Annotated in this window: 28 protein-coding genes; 15 read left to right on the top strand and 13 right to left on the bottom strand. The window is 70.5% G+C overall.

All coding sequences use genetic code 11. The features are described from left to right. Positions 1–59: 59 nt before the first annotated feature. Positions 60–662 carry a DUF4230 domain-containing protein gene (locus tag NE234_RS11515; protein WP_252778928.1) on the top strand — a complete coding sequence of 201 codons (603 nt, stop codon included), beginning with the start codon at positions 60–62 and terminating at the stop codon, positions 660–662. Positions 663–738: 76 nt separating this feature from the next. Beyond that, positions 739–2469, top strand: a complete 1731-nt coding sequence (locus NE234_RS45275) for a bifunctional lysylphosphatidylglycerol flippase/synthetase MprF (protein WP_252778927.1) — start codon at positions 739–741, stop codon at positions 2467–2469. Here NE234_RS45275 and NE234_RS11505 read toward each other — a convergent pair. Genes NE234_RS11505 through NE234_RS11495 form a run of 3 tightly spaced genes read right to left on the bottom strand, consistent with a single transcriptional unit; the run spans position 2436 to position 4840 of the window. Continuing rightward, the gene (locus NE234_RS11505) at positions 2436–2618 is read right to left on the bottom strand and encodes a type II toxin-antitoxin system VapB family antitoxin (protein ID WP_252778926.1); all 183 of its coding nucleotides are present in this window, start codon (positions 2616–2618) and stop codon (positions 2436–2438) included. The two genes, NE234_RS45275 and NE234_RS11505, sit on opposite strands and share 34 nt — an antisense overlap. A 41-nt stretch (positions 2619–2659) precedes the next feature. Beyond that, entirely contained in the window at positions 2660–3616 is a 957-nt protein-coding gene (gene meaB, locus NE234_RS11500) for a methylmalonyl Co-A mutase-associated GTPase MeaB (RefSeq protein ID WP_252778925.1), read from the bottom strand. Positions 3617–3625: 9 nt separating this feature from the next. Beyond that, the gene (locus NE234_RS11495) at positions 3626–4840 is read right to left on the bottom strand and encodes an acetyl-CoA C-acetyltransferase (RefSeq protein WP_252778924.1); all 1215 of its coding nucleotides are present in this window, start codon (positions 4838–4840) and stop codon (positions 3626–3628) included. Between the two features lie 85 nt (positions 4841–4925). Here NE234_RS11495 and mce point away from each other — a divergent pair, with 85 nt between their 5' ends. The 3 genes from mce (at position 4926) to NE234_RS11480 (ending at position 8432) form a co-directional block, all read left to right on the top strand. Beyond that, positions 4926–5354 (top strand): methylmalonyl-CoA epimerase, encoded by a 429-nt coding sequence (gene mce, locus NE234_RS11490; protein ID WP_252779300.1) that lies wholly within the window; start codon positions 4926–4928, stop codon positions 5352–5354. Between the two features lie 238 nt (positions 5355–5592). Further along, positions 5593–6900 carry a DivIVA domain-containing protein gene (locus tag NE234_RS11485; RefSeq protein ID WP_252778923.1) on the top strand — a complete coding sequence of 436 codons (1308 nt, stop codon included), beginning with the start codon at positions 5593–5595 and terminating at the stop codon, positions 6898–6900. Between the two features lie 179 nt (positions 6901–7079). Then, complete coding sequence (locus NE234_RS11480; protein WP_252778922.1) at positions 7080–8432, top strand: AI-2E family transporter; 1353 nt, start codon at positions 7080–7082, stop codon at positions 8430–8432. A 53-nt stretch (positions 8433–8485) separates the two neighbouring features. On the opposite strand, the gene NE234_RS11475 is transcribed toward NE234_RS11480, so the two are convergent. From NE234_RS11475 to NE234_RS11450, 6 genes are all read right to left on the bottom strand, one after another. Continuing rightward, positions 8486–9271, bottom strand: coding sequence for an alpha/beta fold hydrolase (locus NE234_RS11475; RefSeq protein WP_252778921.1), 786 nt, complete (start codon positions 9269–9271; stop codon positions 8486–8488). A gap of 170 nt (positions 9272–9441) precedes the next feature. Beyond that, on the bottom strand, positions 9442–10152 hold the full coding sequence (locus NE234_RS11470; RefSeq protein WP_252778920.1) for an alpha/beta hydrolase: 711 nt from the start codon (positions 10150–10152) through the stop codon (positions 9442–9444). A gap of 10 nt (positions 10153–10162) precedes the next feature. Next, positions 10163–10474 carry an ATP/GTP-binding protein gene (locus NE234_RS11465; RefSeq protein ID WP_252778919.1) on the bottom strand — a complete coding sequence of 104 codons (312 nt, stop codon included), beginning with the start codon at positions 10472–10474 and terminating at the stop codon, positions 10163–10165. 46 nt (positions 10475–10520) lie between these two features. Beyond that, on the bottom strand, positions 10521–12197 hold the full coding sequence (locus NE234_RS11460; RefSeq protein ID WP_252778918.1) for a 3-hydroxyacyl-CoA dehydrogenase family protein: 1677 nt from the start codon (positions 12195–12197) through the stop codon (positions 10521–10523). Positions 12198–12309: 112 nt separating this feature from the next. After that, complete coding sequence (locus NE234_RS11455; protein ID WP_252778917.1) at positions 12310–12891, bottom strand: AAA family ATPase; 582 nt, start codon at positions 12889–12891, stop codon at positions 12310–12312. Positions 12892–12982: 91 nt separating this feature from the next. After that, positions 12983–13372, bottom strand: a complete 390-nt coding sequence (locus NE234_RS11450) for an ATP-binding protein (RefSeq protein WP_252778916.1) — start codon at positions 13370–13372, stop codon at positions 12983–12985. Between the two features lie 151 nt (positions 13373–13523). On the opposite strand from NE234_RS11450, the gene NE234_RS11445 reads away from it, so the two are divergent. Together NE234_RS11445 and NE234_RS11440 are read left to right on the top strand one after the other, a co-directional pair. Beyond that, a complete protein-coding gene (locus NE234_RS11445; protein ID WP_252778915.1) occupies positions 13524–14378 on the top strand; it encodes a helix-turn-helix domain-containing protein in 855 nt (284 codons plus the stop codon). Then, a complete protein-coding gene (locus NE234_RS11440; protein ID WP_252778914.1) occupies positions 14375–14548 on the top strand; it encodes a DUF397 domain-containing protein in 174 nt (57 codons plus the stop codon). Before NE234_RS11445 ends, NE234_RS11440 begins: the two co-directional genes overlap by 4 nt. A 462-nt stretch (positions 14549–15010) precedes the next feature. Here NE234_RS11440 and NE234_RS11435 read toward each other — a convergent pair whose 3' ends face one another. Together NE234_RS11435 and NE234_RS11430 are read right to left on the bottom strand one after the other, a co-directional pair. Further along, positions 15011–15526, bottom strand: coding sequence for a hypothetical protein (locus NE234_RS11435; RefSeq protein WP_252778913.1), 516 nt, complete (start codon positions 15524–15526; stop codon positions 15011–15013). Between the two features lie 43 nt (positions 15527–15569). Continuing rightward, positions 15570–15929, bottom strand: a complete 360-nt coding sequence (locus NE234_RS11430; RefSeq protein WP_252778912.1) for a MerR family transcriptional regulator — start codon at positions 15927–15929, stop codon at positions 15570–15572. 64 nt (positions 15930–15993) lie between these two features. Here NE234_RS11430 and NE234_RS11425 point away from each other — a divergent pair, with 64 nt between their 5' ends. After that, positions 15994–16320: a putative quinol monooxygenase gene (locus NE234_RS11425; protein ID WP_252778911.1), complete on the top strand. Its 327-nt coding sequence runs from the start codon at positions 15994–15996 to the stop codon at positions 16318–16320. A gap of 55 nt (positions 16321–16375) precedes the next feature. Here NE234_RS11425 and NE234_RS11420 read toward each other — a convergent pair whose 3' ends face one another. Continuing rightward, positions 16376–17263 (bottom strand): intradiol ring-cleavage dioxygenase, encoded by an 888-nt coding sequence (locus tag NE234_RS11420; RefSeq protein WP_252778910.1) that lies wholly within the window; start codon positions 17261–17263, stop codon positions 16376–16378. A gap of 201 nt (positions 17264–17464) precedes the next feature. Between NE234_RS11420 and NE234_RS11415 the strand changes: the two genes are divergently transcribed. Together NE234_RS11415 and NE234_RS11410 are read left to right on the top strand one after the other, a co-directional pair. Then, positions 17465–17812 carry a YciI family protein gene (locus tag NE234_RS11415; RefSeq protein WP_252778909.1) on the top strand — a complete coding sequence of 116 codons (348 nt, stop codon included), beginning with the start codon at positions 17465–17467 and terminating at the stop codon, positions 17810–17812. Further along, positions 17802–19058, top strand: a complete 1257-nt coding sequence (locus tag NE234_RS11410; RefSeq protein WP_252778908.1) for an RNA polymerase sigma factor — start codon at positions 17802–17804, stop codon at positions 19056–19058. Before NE234_RS11415 ends, NE234_RS11410 begins: the two co-directional genes overlap by 11 nt. A 54-nt stretch (positions 19059–19112) precedes the next feature. On the opposite strand, the gene NE234_RS11405 is transcribed toward NE234_RS11410, so the two are convergent. After that, positions 19113–19394, bottom strand: coding sequence for a hypothetical protein (locus NE234_RS11405; protein WP_252778907.1), 282 nt, complete (start codon positions 19392–19394; stop codon positions 19113–19115). A gap of 107 nt (positions 19395–19501) precedes the next feature. On the opposite strand from NE234_RS11405, the gene NE234_RS11400 reads away from it, so the two are divergent. From NE234_RS11400 to NE234_RS11380, 5 genes are all read left to right on the top strand, one after another. Continuing rightward, positions 19502–19912, top strand: coding sequence for a hypothetical protein (locus NE234_RS11400; RefSeq protein WP_252778906.1), 411 nt, complete (start codon positions 19502–19504; stop codon positions 19910–19912). A 19-nt stretch (positions 19913–19931) separates the two neighbouring features. Continuing rightward, positions 19932–20951: a hypothetical protein gene (locus NE234_RS11395; protein ID WP_252778905.1), complete on the top strand. Its 1020-nt coding sequence runs from the start codon at positions 19932–19934 to the stop codon at positions 20949–20951. Further along, positions 20948–21670, top strand: a complete 723-nt coding sequence (locus NE234_RS11390) for an amino acid kinase family protein (RefSeq protein WP_252778904.1) — start codon at positions 20948–20950, stop codon at positions 21668–21670. Before NE234_RS11395 ends, NE234_RS11390 begins: the two co-directional genes overlap by 4 nt. A gap of 129 nt (positions 21671–21799) precedes the next feature. Then, positions 21800–22459, top strand: a complete 660-nt coding sequence (gene nucS, locus NE234_RS11385; RefSeq protein WP_252778903.1) for an endonuclease NucS — start codon at positions 21800–21802, stop codon at positions 22457–22459. A 43-nt stretch (positions 22460–22502) separates the two neighbouring features. After that, positions 22503–22901, top strand: a complete 399-nt coding sequence (locus NE234_RS11380; protein WP_252778902.1) for a DUF3224 domain-containing protein — start codon at positions 22503–22505, stop codon at positions 22899–22901. Position 22902: the final 1 nt, after the last annotated feature.

Raw genomic sequence — 22902 nt, 5'->3', positions numbered from 1 at the left:
ACCCCGCATCCCGGCGGCCGCGCCGGCGGCCGGGCCTTCGCTGGATCGCGCTCATCGTCGTGCTCCTGGCGCTGGCGTACGCCGTCCTGCAGGCGGTCAACGCGCTTCCGCACTGGCTTGACCCGTTCGGTGAGAAGACGAAGGACCGCAGCGGTCCCGCCGTGCTGCGGTCCATCCAGAACCTCTCGCGGTACGAGGCCGCGACCGGCGACTTTCAGGTCATCGTGGACCTGGAGAAGGACGCGCGCTTCCTGCCCGGCGCGGTCCGGGGCCAGCGGACGCTGTTCGTGGGCAGCGGGAGCGTCGACGCCTACGTCGACTTCTCCGGCCTGAGCAATGGAGCCGTCACGACGGACAAGGACCGCACGTCGGTGACGATCCGGCTACCGCACGCCAGGCTCGAGAAGACCAACCTCGATCCGAAACGCAGTTATGTCTTCGCGCAACAGCGCGGACTGTTCGACCGAATCGGGCAGTTCTTCAGCTCGAACCCGAATCAACAGCAGCAGCTCTACGTGCTCGCCGGCCAGAAGATCCAGGATGCCGCAAAGGACAGTGGCCTGGCCGAACGCGCCGACACGAACACCAAGCAGATGATCACGAACCTTCTGCGCGGTTTGGGCTTCAAAACCGTTACGGTGACCTATGCCACATCACCGTAATCTTACCGAGACGGTCCGCGGGGAATAGCACTACCAAACGGCCCGTTACGGATAAACCGGGGTGATCTTTGTGTCCGTGGCAGGCGTGTCAGCTCTCCACCGCGCGTCCGGCTCCCATCGGCGACCGACCTGGCCGCTCGCGCTGCCCATCGCGGCGGCCGCGGTCGCCGTCGCGCTCCCCGCCGTCGGCGGCTCGAGCCCCGAGCGCCCGGCGCACCTCGTCATCGGGGAACTCTTCCCGAACGGCCAGGAGCTCCTGCTCGCGCTGATCCTCCTGGCGACCGCGCGGGGCGTTCTCCTGCGCCGCCGGGTCGCGTACTACGTCATCCTCCTGCTCACCGGCCTGTCGGCCCTCGACGCGCTGGAGTCCTGGCAGCTCGGCCGCCTGGCCCTCCTCACCGTCGCCCTCGCCGCGTTCGTCCGGTATCGCGGGGAGTTCACGACCTCGCCGAGCCGGGTGCGCACCGCCGTCCGCGCCGGCCTCATCACCTACGGGCTCGCGATCTCGTACGGCCTGGCGGTGATGATCCTGCAGTGGCACCAGATGACGCCCGACCCGACCCCGGCCGACGCCGGACGGGAAATCCTCTCCGGCCTCACCGCGTCCGGCCCCGGCCCGGTCCACTTCAGCGGCTCGGCCGACCACTGGTTCGAGGCGAGCCTGGGCGTCATCGGCGGCGGCGGGCTGCTCGCCATGCTGGTCATGATGCTCACGCCCGCGCCCCCGCCCCCGCCGGGCAGTGACCGGGAACGCGCGGAGGCGGCGCGCCTGGTCGACGACCAGGGCTCCGACACCCTCGCCCCGTTCGTGCTGCGCAGCGACAAGTCCTACGTCTTCAGCCCCGACCGGCGGGCCGTCATCGGATACCGCGTGCTGTTCGGCGTCGCGGTCGCGGGCGGCGACCCCGCCGGCGACCCGCGCTCCTACCCGGCCGCGGTCGCCGAGTTCGCCGCGCTGGCGGAGCGCTCCGGGTGGCGGATGGCCGTCCTCGGGGCCCGCGCCGACCTGCTCGACCTGTGGCGCCCGTACGGCCTGCGCTCGATCGAGATCGGCGACGAGGTGCTGCTATCGCCGAAGGAGTTCGGGCTGAGCGGCCGGAGCATGCGCAACGTACGGCAGGCGGTGCAGCGCACCCGCAACGCGGGCGTGACCGCGCAGGTCGTCCGCGAAGGCGACCTGACCTCCGACGAGCGGACGCGGCTCCAGAGCGTGGCCGCCGAGGCCATGGACGGCGCCGAGGAGCGCGGCTTCTCCATGAACATGGACGACCTGCTGACCGGGCGGCACGCCTCCTCGGTCGTCGTGGTCGCCCGGGACGCCGACGGGGCGCCGATCGGCTTCCAGCGGTACCTGCCCAGCGCCTGCGGACGGCGGATCTCCCTCGACGCGATGCGCCGCCTCCCCGGCGCCCCGAACGGCCTGAACGAGCGGATGATCGTCGACGTCATGGAGTACGCCCGCGAGCGCGGCATCGAAGAGGTCTCCCTCAACTTCGCGGCGTTCCGCGAGCTGTTCGACACCGCGGAGCGCGGGCCGCTGGAGCAGGGCGGCTACCGCCTGATCCACCTGCTCGACCGGTTCATCAAGGTCGAGTCGCTGTACCTGTTCAACCGGAAGTTCCGGCCGCGCTACGTACGGCGGGCCGTGGCGTTCCCGTCGTGGACGAGCCTGCTGACCGTCGGGGCGGCCCTGCTGACCCTGGAGTTCGGCCACCGCCGCCCACCCCGCCCGGAACACACCTCCGCCGCCCCCGACCAGGTCCCCGAGGACGGCTACGCCCCCTCGTCCTGGCGCTCCGCGGGGTGACACGGAACGCCGACCTCACGAGCATTGCGCAAGATCGCGACCGTATCTCTGAGGGCGGTGTTCACCGTGTCGCGCTTCGTCCTGGTGCCCAGGACCTCCGCCGCCGCGGCGAGCGCGTCGTCGTCCACGTCTACGAGAATCTTCGTCATTCAGCGCCTCCACGGATGCCGAGGTCACCGAATGTACGCGTTCAGTCGCCGGTGAGGCCGGCGATGAGTTCGTCGGCGGCGGAGTAGGGGTCGCAGTCGCCGGACAGGACCTTGGCTGCGAGGACGTCGAGGCGCTGGTGGCCGTGCAGGTCGCCCATCCGCTCGCGGAGCGCGGTGACGGCGATGGCCTCGACCTCGTCGCGGACCCGCGCCAGCCGGCGCCGGCGGAGCTCGCCGGACTCCTCCATCCAGGCGTGGTGCTCGTCGAGCCGCCGGATGACGTCGTCGACGCCCTCGCCCTTGACCGCGACGGTCGGCACGATCGGCGGCTTCCAGCCGGCGTCGCCGGCGAGCGCGATCATGTTGCGCAGGTCGCGTACCGTCTGCTGGGCGCCGTCCCGGTCGGCCTTGTTGACGACGAAGACGTCCGCGATCTCCAGGATCCCCGCCTTCGCGGCCTGGATCGAGTCGCCCATGCCCGGCGAGACCAGCACGATCGTCGAGTCCGCCAGCGAGGCGATCTCCACCTCGGCCTGGCCGACCCCGACCGTCTCGACCAGCACGACGTCACAGCCGGCCGCGTCGAGCACGCGGATGGCCTGCGGGGCGGCCCACGACAGGCCGCCCAGGTGGCCGCGGCTGGCCATCGAGCGGATGAAGACGCCCGAATCGCTCGCGTGGTCCTGCATGCGCACCCGGTCGCCGAGCAGCGCCCCGCCGGTGAACGGTGAGGACGGGTCCACCGCCAGCACGCCGACGCGCATCCCCCGGTCGCGGAACGCCCTGACCAGCGCGCCGGTGGACGTGGACTTCCCGACGCCCGGCGCGCCGGTCAGGCCGATGACGCGCGCCCGGCCGGCGAGCGGGTTCAGCGCGGCCATGATGGGCCGCAGCTGCGGCGAGGCGTTCTCGACGAGGGAGATCAGCCGCGCCAGCGCGCGCGGCTGTCCCTTCCTCGCCCGTTCGACCAGATCCTCGACGTCGACGTGCCGTGCCACCCCGGGTCCTCAGACCTTCAGGATCAGGGCGTCGCCCTGGCCGCCGCCCCCGCACAGCCCCGCCGCGCCGATGCCGCCGCCCCGGCGGCGCAGCTCGTACGCCAGGTGCAGGACGATCCGCGCGCCGGACATGCCGATCGGGTGCCCGAGGGCGATGGCGCCGCCGTTGACGTTCACCTTGCTCGCGTCGACGCCGAGGTCGCGCATCGACTGGACGCCCACCGACGCGAACGCCTCGTTGATCTCGATGAGGTCCAGGTCGTCGACGGTCAGCCCCTGCTTGCCCAGGGCGTGCTTGATGGCGTTGGACGGCTGGGACTGCAGCGAGTTGTCCGGGCCGGCGACGTTGCCGTGCGCGCCGATCTCGGCGAGCCAGGTCAGCCCGAGCTCCTCCGCCTTGGCCTTGGACATGACGACGACCGCGCAGGCGCCGTCGGAGATCTGCGAGGACGAGCCCGCGGTGATCGTGCCGTCCTTGCTGAACGCGGGCCGCAGGCGACCCAGCGACTCGGCGGTCGTGTCGGGACGCACGCCCTCGTCGGCCGAGAACACGACCGGCTCGCCCGGCTTTCCACCCCCTTGGCTACGCCCCGCCGCCCCCGGGCGCTGCGGGATCTCGACCGGGACGATCTCGTCGTCGAAGAGCTGGTTCTTGATCGCGTCGGCGGCCCGCTGGTGCGAACGGGCGGCGAACTCGTCCTGCTCCTCGCGCGAGATGCCGAGCTTGGCGTTGTACCGCTCGGTCGACTCGCCCATCGAGACGCCGTCGAAGGCATCGGTGAGACCATCGTGGGCGGTGGCGTCGAGCACCTCGATCGAGCCGTACTTATAGCCCTGGCGCGCCTTCGGCAGCAGGTGAGGGGCGTTCGTCATCGACTCCATGCCGCCCGCCACCACGACGTCGAACTCGCCGGCGCGGATCAGCTGGTCGGCGAGGGCGATGGCGTCCAGTCCGGAGAGGCAGACCTTGTTGATCGTCAGCGAGGGGACGTTCATCGGGATGCCGGCCTTGACGGCGGCCTGGCGGGACGGGATCTGCCCCGCCCCCGCCTGCAGCACGTGGCCCATGATCACGTAGTCGACCTGGTCGCCGGTCAGGCCGGCGCGCTCCAGGGCGGCGCGGATGGCGATCCCGCCGAGGTCCACCGCTGCGAAGTCCTTGAGAGAGCCGAGCAGGCGCCCGATGGGCGTCCGAGCTCCGGCGACGATGACGGAACCGGCCATGGATCGAGACCTCCGACGAATGGTGGGGGCGACGTTTGCCAACATACCCACTAGACAGCCGCGACTTTCCAGGGAGGCCACCGCCATGCTCACCCGAATCGATCACGTCGGCATCGCATGCCATGATCTTGAGGAGAAGATCGGTTTCTACGAGAGCACGTTCGGTCTGGTCGTGGCGTCGCGGGAGGTCAATGAGCAGCAGGGGGTGAGGGAGGCGATGCTCCACGTCGCGGACGGGCCCGCGGGCGCCTCGTACGTGCAGCTGCTGGAGCCGCTGCACCCCGATACGCCGGTGGGGAAGTTCCTGGCGAAACGGGGAGAAGGCGTGCACCACATCGGATACGGAGTCGACGACGTGGTGGCCGCCCTCGAGAGCATCGGAGGCAAGGGCGTGCGCCTGCTGGACGAGCGGCCGCGGCACGGCTCGATGGGCGCCTCGATCGCGTTCCTGCACCCCAAGGACGTCGGCGGCGTTCTGACGGAACTGGTTCAGGCGAAGCCGCGCGAACACTGACTCATCAACACCCTGTGCGAACCGGGTTCCTTACCTGATCGCCACATGGGCTCTGACAATCGCGACAAAGTGCCCAGGTCGTAAAGTTGAGCCCCCAACACGGCAGTGTCGGGAGTACTCTGCTGTCGCCGGAAAGTGGTAGCGCCCGTGCCGTACCCCGTAACACGCAGTACTCGCGCGGCCATCGTCTGGTACCTCCACCACTTGTAGCCGTCTCGTCACAGCAGGATTGAGCCTCATGCAGTCCGACATCGACGCCCAGCTCAGCAACTTCTTCGAAGACAGCACGCCCCCACGTGAGTTCGACGTGGTGCTGCGCGGCTACGACCGGCACCAGGTCGAAGAGCACATCAAGCAGCTCGACGCCGAGGTCCGCCAAAGCCGCGAGCAGACCCAGGCGCTGCAACGGGAGCTCTCCGACGCACATCGTCAGCTTCAGGAGCAGGAGCGCCCCACCTATTCCGGCCTCGGCGCGCGCATCGAGCAGCTGCTGCGCCTCGCGGAGGAGCAGGCGACCGAGCTCGTACAGGCCGCCCGCACGGAGGCCAACGAGATCAAGGCTGCGGCCAAGGTCGACGCCGCGGAGTTGCGCGCCGCCGCGGAGAGCGAGGCGGCCGATGTCCGCGCCACCGCCAAGCGCGAGGGCGACGACATGCGCAACGCCGCCGAGCGGGAGGCCGAGGAGGTGCGCACGGCGGCCCGCCGGCACGCCGACGAGCTGACCTCCACCACCGAGCGCGAGGTCGCGAAGCTGCGCGCCACCGCCGACCACGAGGTCGCCGAGAAGCGCGCCAGCGCCGAGCGGGAGATCGCCAAGCTCCGGACCACGACCGAGCGCGAGGTCGCGCAGCTGCGGGCGTCCACCAAGCGCGAGCGCGACGAGATCCTCACCACCGCCAAGCGCCAGGCCGACGAGATGCGGGCGCAGGCCAACCGCATCCTGGAGGAGAGCGAGGCCCAGCGAGCCCAGGCCGAGGCGGAGTTCGAGATCCAGCTGGCCGCCCGGCGCGAAGAGGCCGAGCGGCAGGACGCCGAGCGGCACGCGGCGGCGCAGAGCGCCACGCAGAAGCTCGTGGCCGAGGCCGAGCAGCGCGCCGCGTCGGCCGAGCAGCGCGCCACCAAGGCGACCCAGCAGGCCGAGCAGACGCGCCGCGAGGCCGACAACCACGCCAAGCAGCTCGTCGCGAACGCCCGCAAGAACGCCGAGCAGATCATCTCCGAGGCCAAGTCCCAGGCCGAGCACCTGCTCAGCGAGACCAAGAGCGAAGCCGAGCGGATGCGCACCACGGCCCAGCGCCAGGTGGACGAGCTCACGCGCCAGCGCGACAGCATCACCAGCCACCTCAACCAGCTGCGTCAGCTCATCGGCGGCGTGTCCGCGCCGATGGGCGGTCCGACCGAGGAGGCCATCTCCGCGCCGCCGGAGAAGCCCGCGATCGCCCCGGCCGAGCCCAAGCCCGCCCCGAAGCCGGCGCCCGCCGCGCCGAGGCCGGCTCCGGCGGAGGCCAAGAAGAGCGACGACGAGGACGACTGGTGGCAGGAGTGACCTCGTCCGCCGTACGGCCGCACTGAGCCGCGGCCGCGCCGACCGGCTCGACCGGGCGGCGGGGCGACGATCCGGTCCGTGGTGGCGGCCGCCACCACGGACCGCTGCACGAGATGGCGGAGAGCCTAGGGGAGATGATCCCCTAGGCTCTTGTCAGCATCTAGCTCAAGGAGACGTGCGTGCCGGCCGAAACCCCCCACGACGGCGAACCGCGCGAGGAGGCCGGAGCCCTCGCGGACAGCGCCCGGCAGCCGACGGGTGAGGCCGGAACCCTCACGGAGACGACGGGCGAGGCCGGAGCTCCCGCGGAGACGACGGACGAGGCCGGAGCCCGCGCAGGAAGTCCCCGGAAGCCGACGGCCGAGGCCGGAACCCTCACGGAGAGCCCCCGGAAGACGGGCGAGGTCGCCACCGTCGACCCGGTCACCGACATCGAGGCCCGGGAGCGTGAGGCGGGCGTCGACGCGCTGTTCCCGTTCGGCCGTCCCGGCCGTCCGCTGACCCGCAATCATCCGTTCGTCTTCGGCTTCTACGGCGCGCTCGGAGTGCTCGCCGCGTACATGCTGGTCAAGGCGGTCACCGACGCCCGGCAGGTGATCATCCTGATCGTCGTCGCGCTGTTCCTCGCCGTGGGCCTCAACCCGGCGGTCGAGGCGCTGACGCGGGTCGGGGTCTCCCGCCGCTGGGGCGTGCTGATCGTCTTCCTCTGCCTGGTCGGGTTCTTCGTCGGTTTCGGCTTCGCCATCGTGCCGCCGATGACCGAGCAGGTCACCGCCTTCATCAACAACCTCACGAGCGGCCACGGCTACCTGGAGCAGTTGCAGCACAACTCCAAGCTGCAGGACTGGGACCACCGCTACCACCTGCTCGAACGCGCCCAGACGGCACTGCAGAGCAAGGACCTGGGCAAGCAGGCCGCCAACGGGATCCTCGGCGTCGGCCAGGTGGTGATCAGCGGCGTGTTCAGCACGTTCACCGTGCTGATCCTCACGCTCTACTTCCTCGGCTCGCTGCCGAACATCACCGGATTCATGTACCGCCTGGCGCCCCGCTCCCGGCGCGCCCGTGTCGCGCTGCTGGGCGACGAGATCCTCTCCCGCATCGGCGGCTACGTCGCCGGGAACGTCCTGATCTCGGTCATCGCCGGGATCGTGTCCTACATCTACCTGCTGATCGTCAACGTGCCGTACGCGATCGCGCTGGCCATGCTCGTGGCCATCACCGACCTGATCCCGCTGATCGGAGCGACGATCGGGGCCGTCCTCGTCACGGCGATCGCGTTCTTCTCCGGCTTCTGGACCGGCATCGCCACCGCGATCTTCTTCCTGATCTACCAGCAGATCGAGAACTACCTGGTTCAGCCGCGCGTGATGAAGAAGTCCGTCGACGTCCAGCCGGCCGTCACGATCATCGCGGCCCTGCTCGGCGGCGCGCTCCTCGGCGTGATCGGCGCGCTCCTGGCCATTCCCACCGCGGCCGCGCTCGCGCTGATCCTCCGCGAGGTCGTCATGCCCCGCCAGGAGAGCCTCTGAGCGGGCCGCCGGCGCCGAGCGACCGGGCGGGTCGTACGGCCGTCGGCCGGTGGTCAGCGGGTCGTACGGCCGAGCGCCGCCGCGAACTCCGCGACCGTCTCGTTGAACAGTTGCGGCTGTTCGACCGCGGTGAGGTGACCGGATCGGGGCACCAGGGTGAGCTCGGCGTTCGGCAGGGCGTCGGCCATCGCCCGCGCGTCCGCCTCCGTCGTGATCTCGTCCTCCACCCCGTAGACGACGAGCGCCGGGACGGGCAGCTCGCGGAGCAGGTCGAGCGCGTCCGGGCGGGCCGCCATCGCCCGCTGCGCCCACGCGGCGGCCGCCGGGGGTGCCGACTGCACCAGGCCGCGCACCCGCCCGTAGATCAGCGCCCGCTGCCGCATCGTCGTCGGCCCGACCAGGCGGGGCAGTAACTCCTCCAGGAGGACGTCGACGGTCTTGTCCGCCTCCAGCCGCTCGGCCATGCGCAGCCGCCCGGCCGCCGCCGTCTCGGTGTCGGCCGTGGCCTTCGTGTCGGCGAGCACCACGCCGAGGACGCGGTCGGCGTGCCGGCGGCAGAACGCCAGCGTGACGTAACCGCCCATCGACAGGCCGCCCACGACGGCCCGGTCGATCCCCTTCGCGTCGAGCAGCGCCGCGACGTCGTCCGCCATCACGTCGACCGACGGCTCGGCGGTGCCGAGCGGGGACCCTCCGAAGCCGCGCAGGTCCGGGGTGAGCACCCGGAACCGCGCGGACAGCGACTCTCGCTGCGCGAGCCACATGGCCGAGGACAGCGGGAACGCGTGCAGCAGCACCAGCGGTGTCCCGTCTCCGACGTCACGGCTGTACAGCTGCACGGCTATCACCTCATCAGCGAAGAATCCGGCTCAGCCCCGGCGAACGCCCGGACCCAGCTCATCCTCACCGCTTCGGATGATTCCGCCGAGAGAGTGGCCGTGTTCGGTCGCAGAGGTTTAGGGAACGTGAACGACCATTGCGAACCCTTATACCGCTGCGAAGGATCCTTCTACTCGACGTCGGTGGGCAGCGGATACGCGTCCGGCGCGACGCGGCGGACGATCTCGTTGAGCACGATCCGGACGTACGGCTCGCCGACCCACAGGTGCTTGGCGTCGTCGACGCCGACGACCTCCGCCTGCGGCACCCGCTTGAAGCGTTCGCGGGCCTCCGGCGGCCGCAGGTAGTCGTCGCGTTCGGGAACGAGCGCGACCAGCGGCCGGCCGAACTCCGCCCACGCGTCGAGGTCGGCGTCGGTCGCCCGGTGCAGCGGCGGGGACAGCAGGATCGCGCCCTCCACGAGCGGGTCGCGGCCCCACTTGAGGGCCAGCTCGGTGCCGAACGACCAGCCGAGCAGCCACGCGCGCGGCAGGTCGTGGTACTCCGCCCACTCCAGCGCCGCCGCCACGTCGTACCGCTCGGAGTCGCCACCGCCGAACTCCCCCTCGCTCGTCCCCCGCTCACTGGTCGTCCCGCGCGTGTTGAACCGCAGTACGGCGAGCCCGGCGAGGGCCGGCAGGCGGTACGACGCCTTGCGCAGCACGTGGCTGTCCATCATGCCGCCGTGCGTCGGCAGCGGGTGCAGGCAGATGAGGGTGGCGACGGGCGGCCGGTCCTCGGGCAGGGCGAGCTCGCCGACGAGGGTGAGCCCGTCGGCGGTCCGCAGCTCGATGTCCGTACGACGCGCGGGCAGCACCGTGCTCGCCCGGATCTCCCCCATCTCGATCCCTTCAGTAACGCGGGCCCCGGCGGGACCGCTGGATGTTGGGCAGCCGGTTGAGCCGGTGGTTCCAGCACGGCCGGTGCCAGTGCCGCCGGTCGTCGAGCCCACCACCCTCGGCGGGCCAGGCCACGAGGTGCCCGACGCCCGGCATGATCTCCTGGTCGCAGCCCGGGCAGCGGTACGCCTTGGTCCCGCCCGCCACCGGCCGTACGATCCAGTCGCCGTCGGGCCCCTCCTCGATCCGCTGCGGACCGCCGAACGCGCCCGCCCCGGTCTCCCGGACGGTGTCGCGGTCACGGCGGTTTCTGCGCGGACTCATGGCGTTCAGGGTAAAGGGACCGCATCGCAGGCGGACGAACCGGCCCTCAGCGGAACGTACGGCCCGCGGTGAACAGCTCCTCCAGCAGCGGCGCGGGCGCGTACGCCGGCTCGCGGGACTCGGTGTAGAGGGCGCGCAGCGCCTCCACCGCGTGACCGAGGCCGAGCCGGTCGAGGTCGGCGATCGGCCCGATCGGGTACCCGCAGCCGTACCGCATCGCGGCGTCGATGGAGTCCGCGTCGGCGTAGCCCGCTTCCAGCATCCGGACGGCGTCGTTGAGGTACGGGACGCGCAACGCGTCCACGATGTACCCGGCCCGGTCGCGGCAGCGCACCGGGCGCCTCCCGAGCGCCGTGAGGTACTCGGCGGCCCGGCGCGCGACCTCCGGCGCGGTCACCACGGTCGCGGCGATCTCGGCGAGCTCGCCCGCGGGGTCGGGCAGGTGCAGCCCGATGACGTCCTGCGGCCGGTCGGTCGCGGCGGCCACCTCGATGACCGGCGCCGTGGTCGTCGTCGTGGCGAGAACGGCGCCGGGCTTGGCGACGTCGTCGACCGCGGCGAACAGCGACCGCTTCACCGACGTGTCCTCGGCCACCGCCTCGATGATGAGGTCGCAGTCGGCGAGCAGCGCCAGCTCCGTACCGCCCTCGGCGGGCTGCTCCAGCGCCGTACGGACGGCGTCGGCCTTCTCCGCGTCCCCCGCGACGAACCGGACGTCGGCCCCGGCCCGCAGGCCTCCGCCGATGAGGGCGACGGCCAGCGGCCCCGACCCGACGACCCCGACCCGCAGCGGCGCCCCGGCGTTCCGGGCCGCCTCGGCCGCTGCGGAGGCCACGGCCGCCTCGGCGGCTGCGGCGGGCGCGGGAGGCTCGTCGTAGGAGTAGAAGCCGCGGCCGGTCTTGCGGCCCAGCAGGCCGGCGGTCACCATCTGCCGCAGGATCGGCGCGGGCGCGTGCCGCCGGTCCCGCGTCTCGCGGTAGATCGCCTCGCAGACCTCCAGCGAGACGTCCAGCCCGATGAGGTCCATCAGCGTCAGCGGCCCCATCGGCAGGCCGGTCGCCTTCATCGCCGCGTCGATGTCCTCACGGCTCGCGTGCCCGGAGTCGTACATGGCCGCCGCCTGGTTGAGGTACCCGAACAGCAGGCGGTTCGCGATGAACCCGGCCCGGTCGCCGACCGTCACCCCGACCTTGCCGAGCCGCTCGACCAGCCCCTGAACGACGGCCAGGGCCTCCGGCCGGGTCAGCACCGTGTGAATGATCTCGACGAGCCTCATCACCGGCGCGGGGTTGAAGAAGTGCACCCCGACGACCTGCTCCGGCCGGCTCGTGCTGACGGCGATCTCGGTGACCGACAGGGACGAGGTGTTGGTGGCGAGGACGGCGTCGGCCCGGCAGACCTCGTCCAGCTGCTCGAACACGCGCCGCTTGAGCGCAAGCCGCTCCGGCACGGCCTCGATGACCAGGTCGCAGTCGCCGAGCGCGCCGAACGACGTGGACAGCTCGATCCGGCCGAGGATCGCCTGCTGCTCCTCGGCGGAGAGCTTGCCGCGCTTGACCGCCCGGCCGGTGGACCTCTCCAGATGACCGCGACCGCGCCGCAGCGCCTCGTCGCCCACCTCGACCCCGACGACCGCCAGCCCGCTCCGGGCCAGCACCTCGGCGATCCCGGCCCCCATCGTCCCGAGCCCCACGACCCCGACCTTGTTCAGCGAAGCAGCCATGCCCGCAGTCTCCCAAAGCCCCCGCCCGCTCCCAAGCCCCGCCCCGCCCGGCACCGTCCACCCATACCGAAGCCCTGGCGAAGCCGCTCGAACGGCCGAGTCGGAGCGCCGTTCACCGAGCCTCCTGCACGCCACAGCCGATGGCGTCGAGAACGAACCGCGCGCGTTCCGCGACCCCGGCGCGCGGGAGGAGGACCGGTTCGTACCCGTAGTCGGTGTACGCCGCGACGCAGGCGTGGAAGGTCCGCTCCGCGTCCTCCGGGGACTGACGACGGTCGTCGTCCCGCCGGTAGATCTCCGGCCAGTGCGGGGCGACGAACACCCGGCGGTCGTACCGGAACCGCTGGGCGGCCGCGTGCAGGTGCGGCGGTACGGGCAGCCGCATCAGCCGGAGGTAGCCGATGACGTCGACGACACCGCGGTCGAAGAAGACCGGCGCGTTCCCGGTCGCCCCGTACTCCGTCGCGTGCCGGTAGGAACGCAGGTCCCAGCCGAGCATCAACTCGGCGAAGAGCCCGGGATCGCGCCACGGCAACGCCCGACCCCCGATGGCCGCCTGATCCTGGATGATGGCGCGGCCCCCTTCCGGCGCACACGCGAAGCGCTCACGGCGCAGATGCTCGATGAGCGTCGTCTTTCCGGCTCCGGGCCCTCCGGTGACCACGACGAACCGGTTCTGCGACTGCACGGACATCCGAGACCTCCTCGGTACGGGAACGGGGGACACGCTGAAATCAGCGGGAACGCGGCCGGTGGGGTTCACGGCAGCGAAGGGCGTGATCGGCTCAGCCGTGCAGGCGGAACCAGGTCGTGGTGCCGTGGCGTTCGGCCTCGACACCCCAGTCGGCGGCGAGCGCGGCCACGATGACGATGCCCCGGCCGTTCTCCGCGAACGCCTCGTCCCGCATATGGGGCAGGTCTCCGCTCGCGCCGTCGTCCGCGACGCGGATCTCCAGCACGTCTCCGTCCCGCGCGACCACGATCGTAACGTGGCCGCCCTCGCCCGACCTCGTGTGCACGACCGCGTTCGTCACCAGCTCGCCGGCGCACAACTCGGCGTCGTCGACGGCCGGATGGCCCTCCCCCACCAGGTCCCGGACGAAGCGGCGGGCGTACGCGACGCACCGCTCGCTGCCCGGAAGCGTCAGCGTCCCCAGCACGATCATCGCCCCCATGACGACTCCTCTCGCCTGATAACGCCGCAAGCATCGTCGCAGTCGGTAACGCGTTCAATACGCTTCGTTGAATGGGGATGACGGCGAGGAGCCGATTTGCACATAGCCGGTTCCCGTGGCGGCAGGGCCGCTGACCGGCGAAGATGCCGCCATGGCCACCATCACGCCGACGATCCGGCTGCGCAGGCTGGGCATGGCCCTTCGCGACCACCGCGAAGCGGCCGGCCTCACCTTAGACGAGGCGGCTCGCGTCCTGATGCGCTCGCCCTCCTCGCTGAGCCGCATCGAGAAGGGCTTGCACCACGTCCCGGTACGGGACTTGGAGTACATCCTCGGCAAGTACGGCGTCGCCGACCCCGCCGTACGGGACCGCCTGTTCGACTGGTGCCGCAACGGCCGCAAGAAGGGCTGGTGGCAGCGCTACGCCACCGACCTCTCCCCCGAGATGATGGACTTCATCGGCCTCGAAGCCGACGCCACCTTCATCGGGCTGTTCGAGCTGATCTTGGTTCCGGGACTATTGCAGACCGAGGCGTACTCCCGTGCCCTCATGGAAGGAGGGCAGTTCGCCGACGACCCGGAGCGCATCGACCGACTCGTCGCCGTGCGCATGCTCCGCCAGAAGCTGCTACACGCCTCAGATCCGCCCACGTTGTGGACAGTCCTTGACGAAGCCGCGTTGCGGCGGCGAATCGGCGGGACAAAGACCATGCGCGCCCAGCTACAGCATCTGATCGATGCTTCGGAACTACCCCAAGTAGGAATTCAGGTCATCCCTTTCACCACGGGCACGCACCGAGGAGTTTCTGGAGCGTTCGAAATCTTGGACATCGGAGACCGCGGTGACCTGCGAATCGTTACGGTCGACTCGTTGACCGTAATGTCCTACCGCGAGGAGCAGTCAGATATCCAGGCCTACGGCACGGCCTTCGATCGGCTTCGAGCCACCGCACTCTCTGAACGGGAGTCTCAGAAGCTGATCGCGGGACTATTGTCGGAGCTATGACGACCTTCTATCCACCTGATCCATCGTGGCGGACGAGCAGTTACAGCGCGGATCAAGGCGGTACGTGCGTACAGGTGACCGCGCTGTGGCGTACGAGTAGCCACAGCGGAAGCCAAGGTGGCGAGTGTGTCCAGGTCGCCGCCCTCAGTTCCGGCCCGGTCCGGCGGTAGGAGACCTCCCGGGCGGATCCTCGTGATCCCTTGCGAATACTGCGTGCTATCGGCAGCATCCGCCAGTGATCACTGCGAACTCACGTCCGGTGGTCACGTTGTCGCCGAGATTGCCGGGTCGAACGCCGCCGGTTTCGACGGCGTACGAATGCTCGACGAAGCGCTCCCCCAGCCGCACTTTGCCCTGGTGCGTCATATCTCTGCGATGCTTCACCGAGCGTTTCGCTCGGGTCGGCGCGGGAGGCGGCCGGCGGAGGCGGCTTGACCGTCGACCGTGGCTCGATGAATGACCCTCGCCCCCAGGGCCTGCTCTTCTCGCGCCGTCTACGGGGAGAAGAATTCGTCTCCTCCCAGTAGACGCTCCAGGACACGGCCCCCTCCCTCGCGATTCCCGATTATGCCGTTCGGGGCGATTCCGGCCCTTCCTGCGGCGATCTCGCCGCCTTCCTTGACGTTCGCAGGTCAGGCTCGCGGGTCGACGTTCCAGGCGGCGGGGAGCTCCGTGTCGCAGAAGACGCAGTGGTAGTCGTCGTCTCGGACGACGTTCCGCTCGTCGCAGGCCGGGCAGCGGCGGAAGACGACCGGATGGGTGAAGTCGCCCGGGTGCGCGAGGCCGGCGCGGTCGAGGGCGTCGCGAACCGCGGGCCAGGTCGTGACGTCCGGGCAGTAGCCGGTCGACTGGTTGCTGATCTCGTACACGATCCAGCGTCCCCGCTCGTGGCGGAAGGTGAGCTCGCCGGCGCCCAGAACGGGCGCTCCGCCCGCGCACGCCACGTGCTCGCTTCGCCGGGGTGCCAGCCGCAGCGTGCCGGTCAGGTCGACGACATAGGTAAAGGGCTCAGCGAGTTCGGCGGCGTCTCGGCCGGTGAACCAGCGAATGAGGTCGCCGGGAGAACCGATCGCGTGTCCCTCCTCGCCCGGCTTGACCGCCGAGAGGAGGTCGGCGGGACCGACATATCGGTATCGCCGCTCGGTCACCGGATCACGCTGCCCACCGCGTCGCGCTGCTTGAAGAGCCGGTTCAGGCGCGGGCGAGTGCGCGGGTGGAGGCTTCGAGGAGGTCGCCGAGCGCGGTGCGGGCATGGGTCAGGTCGGCGAGGCGGGAGTCCAGTTCGGCCAGTTGGGTTCGGAGGTGGTCGAGAACGCACGCCTGGAGTTCGGTGCCGTCACCGACGAAACACGGCATGAGCTCGCGGATGACCCTGGTGGGGAGCCCGGCGGCCAGAAGAGTGCGGATGCGGGCGACGGTGGCGGGGGCCTCGGAACCGTACTGGCGGTGACCGCCCGCGCTGCGATGGGAGGTGAGCAGACCCTGCGCCTCGTAGTAGCGGAGAAGGTGGATGGCCACACCCGTCTCGCGGGACAGCTCCCCGATCTTCATGTGACGCACCTCATAACAGAACGGCTTGAACCTCACATCGATCTGAGATTCTAACGTTGGGCGCATGACGACGACATCGACGGCGCAAGCCCCCGTTTCGCTCTACGGATTCCTGACCCCCAAGCCCGGGCACGCCGACGAACTCCGGCGGTTGCTGCTGGCCCTCGTCGAGCCGTCCCGAGGACACGAGGGCAGCCTTCAGTACCACCTTCACGAGCAGGAGGACGGCCGGTTCTTCCTGTACGAGGTCTGGCGTACGCAGGAGGACCTCGACCGGCACAACGCGACCCCGCTGCTGCGCGCCTTCATGGACGAAGCGCCGGCGCACCTGGAAGGGGCGCCCGAGGGCTACTTCGGCGTGATGAGGAGCCCCTACCCGGTCACGGACTGACCGGCCGACCGGGCGACCCGCCGGGGGCACCTGGTGAGGCGGGTCGCCCGGGAGTTCACGGGGTGGCGTCGGGGTTGACGCCGACGACGATGGTGGCGAGCAGGCCGTGTGCGACCGGCCCGTTGCGCAGCGGGCGGAGGGTCAGGAGACCTGCGGATCCGCCGCTCCGGTAGATGCCGTCCTCCTCCAGGGTCGTCCGTCGCGTGGTGTTGACGGCGTACGGCTGGAGTTCGGCGATCCGCTCGGTGACGTTCTCGTCGAAGAAGAACTGGCCGGTGTGGGCCACGTGGCCGCCGGTGTACCTGCGGCCGACGACCTTCCCGTCGAGGTGGACCTTGGCGTGGATGTGGATCGCCCGGCCGATGTACCAGCCGGGGTAGAGCGTGCGGAACTCCACGACGCCGTGCCGGTCGGTGAGCTGCACGCCCCGGAGGAAGGTGAGCTTGTCGGTCGGCTCCGCGTGTCCTCCTCCGCCGCCCGGAGGCGGCGAGCCGGGCGGAGGGGCGGTCGGCGTGCCGGTCGGCGGTGGCCCGCCCGGGCCGCCGCCGTTCGCGCCGCCCACGCCCATCGCCGTGTAGCCGGAGTACTCGCCGAGCGCGTCGCAGTGCCAGACGTCCAGGGCGGCCTTCGGGAGGGGCGCGCAGGTGGCCGCGTCGACGACGGTGGCGCGCATGATGAGGGGCACGCCGTCCTTGTGCTCGGTGATGTCGCGGCGGAAGAGTTCGTAGTCGAGGTAGTAGGGGCCTTCGATCATCTCCGGCGCCAGCACGCACGCCGGGCTCGGGCCGCCGGGCGTACGGGTGGTGGAGGCGCCGGCCGCCGCGCGGCCCAGCGCGACGACCCCGGCGGCGCCGAGACCCGCACCGCCCAGAGCGGTGAGTGCCGCCCGGCGTCCGACGGCTCCACTCTCCGGGGACTGCTCCTTGCCTTCGTGGTCGGTCATACGCTCCCCTACTCGGGTTGACAGCGTTCATGACGATAAGTCGAGACCTCAGTGTGGAGCGTCGGTGGCCGTGGCGCATGAAGATTGGATGAGAAGGAACTGAGAACCGTGGATTCCTCCCGATGGCGTCGATCGGGCGGAGTTCCGTTCGTGTAGGGGGTGAGACCCGGCAGAGCGCCGGGGCCCGGGAGAGGACCGCCGATGAGGCAGTACATGCTCAGCGTCTACCAGCCGGACACGCCTCCGCCGCCCTCCGTGGAACTCGAGAGGATCAACAAGGAGGTCCTGGCCTGGTGCCAGGCTCTCAAGGACGCCGGCGAGTGGGTCTTCACGGGGAGGCTGCACCCGGCGAGCACGGCCACCGTCGTACGGCGCCAGGACGACGAGGCGCTCGTCACCGACGGCCCGTACACCGAGGGCAAGGAGCACATCGGCGGCTTCACGATCATCAGGGTGGCCGATCTGGACGCCGCGCTGGAGAGGGCCGAGGGATTCACCCGCATCACCACGCTGCCCGTGGAGGTGCGTCCCATGGTGGATGACGACTGACGTGTCCGCGTCGTCCGCCGCCGCGCAGGTCGAGCGGGTCTTCCGCGAGCAGTACGGCCGCGCGGTGGCCGTCCTGGTCCGCGTCTTCGGCGACATCGGCGTCGCGGAGGAGGCGGTCCAGGACGCCTTCGCCGAGGCGCTGCGGCGCTGGCCGGCCGCCGGAACACCGCCGAGCCCGGCGGGATGGATCATCACGACCGCGCGCAACCGGGCGATCGACCGGTTGCGGCGCGAGGCCTCGCGCGCGGACCGGCACGCCCAGGCCGCCCTGCTGTACGCCGCAGACGAACCGCCCGAGGAGGGCCCGGTGCGCGACGACCGGCTCCGTCTGATGTTCACCTGCTGTCACCCGGCGCTGGCGCCCGCCGCGCGGGTGGCGCTGACGCTCCGGCTCCTGGGCGGGCTGACCACCGCGGAGATCGCCCGCGCCTTCCTGGTGCCCGAGCCGACGATGGCGCAGCGGCTCGTCCGCGCCAAGGGGAAGATCCGTGACGCGGGGATCCCGTTTCGGATCCCGGACGAGGCGGACCTGCCGGACCGGCTGCGGGCCGTGCTGACCGTCGTCTACCTGATCTTCAACGAGGGCTACGTCGCCGGCTCCGGGGATCGGCTGGTCCGGGAGGAGCTGTGCGGGGAGGCGATCCGGCTCGGGCGGCTCCTGGCCGAGCTGATGCCCGACGAGCCCGAGGTCGCCGGTCTGCTCGCGCTGATGCTGTTGCAGAAGTCGCGCCGGGCGTCCCGTACCGCGCCGGACGGCTCCCTCGTCCCGCTGCCCGAGCAGGACCGGAGCCGGTGGGACCGCGACCTGATCGCCGAGGGGCAGGACCTCGTTCGCCGGTGTCTGCGGCGCGACCGGCCGGGGCCGTACCAGATCCAGGCCGCGATCAACGCGGTGCACGGTGACGCGCCGGACGCCGCCGCCACGGACTGGGGGCAGATCCTGCGGCTGTACGACCTGCACCTCGTGCTCGCCCCGAGCCCGGTCGTGGCGCTCAACCGCGCCGTCGCCGTGGCCGAGGTCGCGGGGCCCGAGGCGGCGCTCGCACTCGTCGACGGCCTGGACCTCGACCGGCATCACGTGTACCACGCCGTGCGGGCCGACCTGCTGCGCCGTCTGGGCCGTACGGGCGAGGCGGAGGCGGCGTACGAGGCGGCGATCGCGCGCACGGGGAACGCGGTCGAGCGCAACTTTTTGCGGCGCCGCGTCCGGTCGCTCACCGAGACGTCGGGGCCCGACGGCCGCTGAGGAGCGGTCACCCCTTCGGGGTCCGCTCGGGCCCGACGCCGCCGTCGAGGCGCGTCAGGCGAAGAGGATGCGGAGGCGCTCGGACTCTCCGTTCGCCAGCTGCATGCGGAAGACGGTGCCGCGCGCCGTCTCGTCGCTCAGGAACTTGAACACGGCGAGCGCCCGGCGCACGGCCTCGCCTTCGGTGATCCCGTGCTCCTCGGCGAGCGCCTCGGCGGCGGCCATGGCCTCTCCGGTCAACGAGATGCTCACACGATTTCTTGGCCGGCCGGTATGCGCGGAAAAGTCGCGATCTTCGCCTTCGCGGCTTTTGGTCCGTTCCAATGGCGTGATCATGAGTCAACCGTACGGGAATGGTGTCGAGCGCACAATGCTGAATACCACAGATCACGGTAACAGTGACGTTCCCTGCGGCACGTTCGCCGCAAGTTTCGCTGCCATGCATGCCATTACCGCAGGTGATGTGGTTGCGAAGGCCTGGTGAATACCCCATGATGACACGACATGCGCTGCCGAGGGGAGCGTCGAAGATGTCGTGTAACGTACCTCACCCGATCGAAGAGCCGGACCCGGCCGAAGAGCCGAGAATTCCGCGCAACGATCGCCCGCATTACTTGATCTCCGATCTTCCGCAGAACGGGTCGGTGACGCGCGAACCCGACATCGACGCGAAGACGCGCCATCTGCTCGCGATCATCCTCTCGACCTCGTCCTCCGCGACCCTCCTCCTCGTCGTGATCGGAGGGCTGCTCGGCAGGTTCGACGCGAGCCTCGTCGAGGGCGCCATCACGGCGCTGAGCGCCTCGGCCGGCCCCGTCGCGGCCTTCTTCTTCTTCCGTCGCAACCGCCCCTGACCCCCCGGGAGACCTCGTCATGCCGGAATCCACGCTCGACCCGATCTTGGCGGCCCTCAGCTACGAAGTGATCGAATGGCTGCGGTCATTCCGGTACGACCGGTCGTTCAAGGAGATCGCCAGTCGGTTCGGCAGGGACGAACGGACCGTGTCCCAGCAGCTTCAGCGACTCGACCAGGCGTTCTGGGACACGCAGCAGGTCCATATCCTCGACCGGGAGTTCGGGCGTAAGACCTATCGGCTCACCAGGGCGGGTGAGGCGTTCGTCAATCGTCTTGAGGCGATATCGGAGATGACCCGGGCGGCGATCGACGCCGCCACGACCGTCAGCCGGCGGATTCCCATTCTGTGCACCTCGAACTGCCTGTCCTATTTACGGGACCTCAGCGATGGGCTGGGAGTCGCCTCCGGCTTCAACATCGTCCCGGAGAGCCGGCGCACCGCCGATGTCGATCTCACCTTTCCCGAGAACGGCCCCGACCGGCACATCGGCGTCTGCCTCTCCTCGGCGATGATGTCGTCCGAACAGAACCCACGGGTCGGGTCGATCGCCCAGTGGAACGAGCGGGTCGAGGTCCTCGTCCTCCGGATCGACCGGTTCAAACTGCTCTGTGCCGGTGACCGGAAACCGCGGGAGCCGGTCACCGTCCGTGAGCTCGTCGAGGACGGCATGACCTTCATGACCCCCCGCGGCGGCGTCGTGTGGGACTTCCTCAATCGCAGCTTCCCCGGCTGGTGGAAGCTCCGGCCGTTCCAGTACGTCCAGGTCGGCGACCTGGACTTCGGGCTGAGATGCCTGGCCAGCGGCCTGGTCGAACCGGCGGCGATGGTCGTCCACGGCGTGGAGCTGGAAGACCTCGAGTCCTACGGGCTCGACCGTCCCGCTCTTCTCGACTTCGCCGTCGGCGGCTCACACCGGCTGGTCGCCATCACGGGCGTCTTCCGCGTCCGTCACGAGAACCCGGACGACCAGGACCCCTACGACCTGGTCTGGAAGACCGCCCAGTCGCTCTGGGCGGAGAAGGAGCGCACGCTGTGACCATCGCACCCCGCTACCGGCGTCTCGTCCTGAAGGTCAGCGGCGAATCACTCGGTTCCCGCGACGCTCCCCTCGACCCCGAGCGGATGGGAGAGGTGGCCCAGTCGGTCGCCGCCATCCGCGCCATGGGAGTGGTCGTCACCCTCATCGTCGGCGGCGGCAACATCTATCGCGGAGCCCAGGCCACCCGATGGCACCTGGACCGCCCGCAGGCCGACGCCGTCGGCATGGCCGCCACCGCGGTCAACGCGCTGCTCCTCGACGGCATGCTCGACACGATGGGCGTTCCCGCGCACATCTTCGCCCGCGGGCCCGCCAGCGGCAGCGGCAACCTCTACCACCGCGAGGAGGTGCGCTCCGTGCTCGCCAGGAACGAGGTCGTGATCCTGGCCGGCGGGATGGGCGTGTCGGGGTTCTCGACCGACGTCCCCGCCGTCCACGCGGCCATCGACACCATGGCCGATGTGATCGTCATGGCCAAGCACGGCGTCGACGGCATCTACGAGAAGGACCCGCGCCGGCACTCCGACGCTCGCTTCCTGCCGTCCGTCACCGCGTCCGAGGCGCTCCGGCGGAACCTCCGCATCATGGACGCGAGCGCGCTGACGCTCGCCCGCGACCACGGCAAGACGATCCACGTCGTCGGCGCCGCCGATCCGAACGCCGTCAAGTACGCGGTCGAGGGCAAGGAGATCGGGTCCATCGTCCAGCCGCTCTGAGGCGCCCGGACGCGCGGCCGCGTACGCACTGCGGCCAAGGCGGGCGAACCCACGCGGACGCGTACGCCCCGCGGCCAAGGCCGGCGAACGCGCGCGGCCACGTACGCGCTGCGACTAAGGTGGGCGACCGTGCGCCTTGTCATCGCCCGGTGCAGTGTCGACTACGCCGGCAAGCTCACCGCCCACCTGCCCATGGCTCCACGGCTCATCCTGATGAAGGCCGACGGCAGCGTCTCCATCCACGCGGACGACCGCGCGTACAAGCCGCTGAACTGGATGAACCCGCCGTGCACCCTCAAGGAGGAAGAGGGCCGGTGGACCGTCACGCACGGCAAGTCCGGTGAGCAGCTGATCCTGACGATCGAGGAGATCCTGCACGACTCCAGCCACGAGCTGGGCATCGACCCGGGCCTGCAGAAGGACGGCGTGGAGGCCCACCTGCAGGAGCTGCTGGCCGAGCACATCACGACGCTGGGCGAGGGGTGGAAGCTGATCCGCCGGGAGTACCCCACGGCGATCGGGCCCGTCGACATCCTGTGCCGCGACGACAAGAGCGCGACGGTGGCCGTCGAGATCAAGCGGCGTGGCGAGATCGACGGCGTCGAGCAGCTCACCCGCTACCTGGAGCTCCTGAACCGCGATCCGCTCATCGCGCCGGTCCGCGGGATCTTCGCGGCACAGGAGATCAAGCCGCAGGCGCGGGTGCTCGCGGCGGACCGTGGCATCGACTGCGTCACCCTCGACTACGACGCGCTGCGCGGCATCGAACGGGACGGCACGCTCTTCTGAGTACCTGACAGAAGATGGCAGCCTTCGCCGCGATGCTCATCCCATGAGCAAGCGAGCAGAAGGCACGTTCGTCCTCGACGTGTGGGACGCCGAGAAGCCCTATGACGAGCGTGACGGGGTCACGTGCACGCGGGTGCACGTGGAGAAGACGTTCAGCGGCGGCCTCACCGGCACCAGCACCGCCGAGCTGACCACCGTCGGCACCGAGGCCGGGCCGGCCGCGTACGTGGGGATCGAGCGGTTCGAGGGCACGCTCGACGGCCGCAGGGGCGCGTTCCTCCTCCAGCACAACGCGGGCGCCGAGCGCGGCAGGCCCTGGCTGACCTGGAAGATCGTTGAGACGAGCGGCGCCGGCGACCTCCAGGGGATCAGGGGCGAAGGCCAGATCATCGTCACCGAGGACGGCGGGCACTCCTACGCGCTCGACTACGAGCTCGACTGAT

Origin of the sequence: Actinoallomurus rhizosphaericola (assembly GCF_024055675.1) — a bacterium.
GTDB classification, from domain to species: Bacteria; Actinomycetota; Actinomycetes; order Streptosporangiales; family Streptosporangiaceae; genus Actinoallomurus; species Actinoallomurus soli.
The sequence above is the reverse complement of the archived record's forward strand: the minus strand, read 5'-3'. Positions and strand labels throughout refer to the sequence as shown.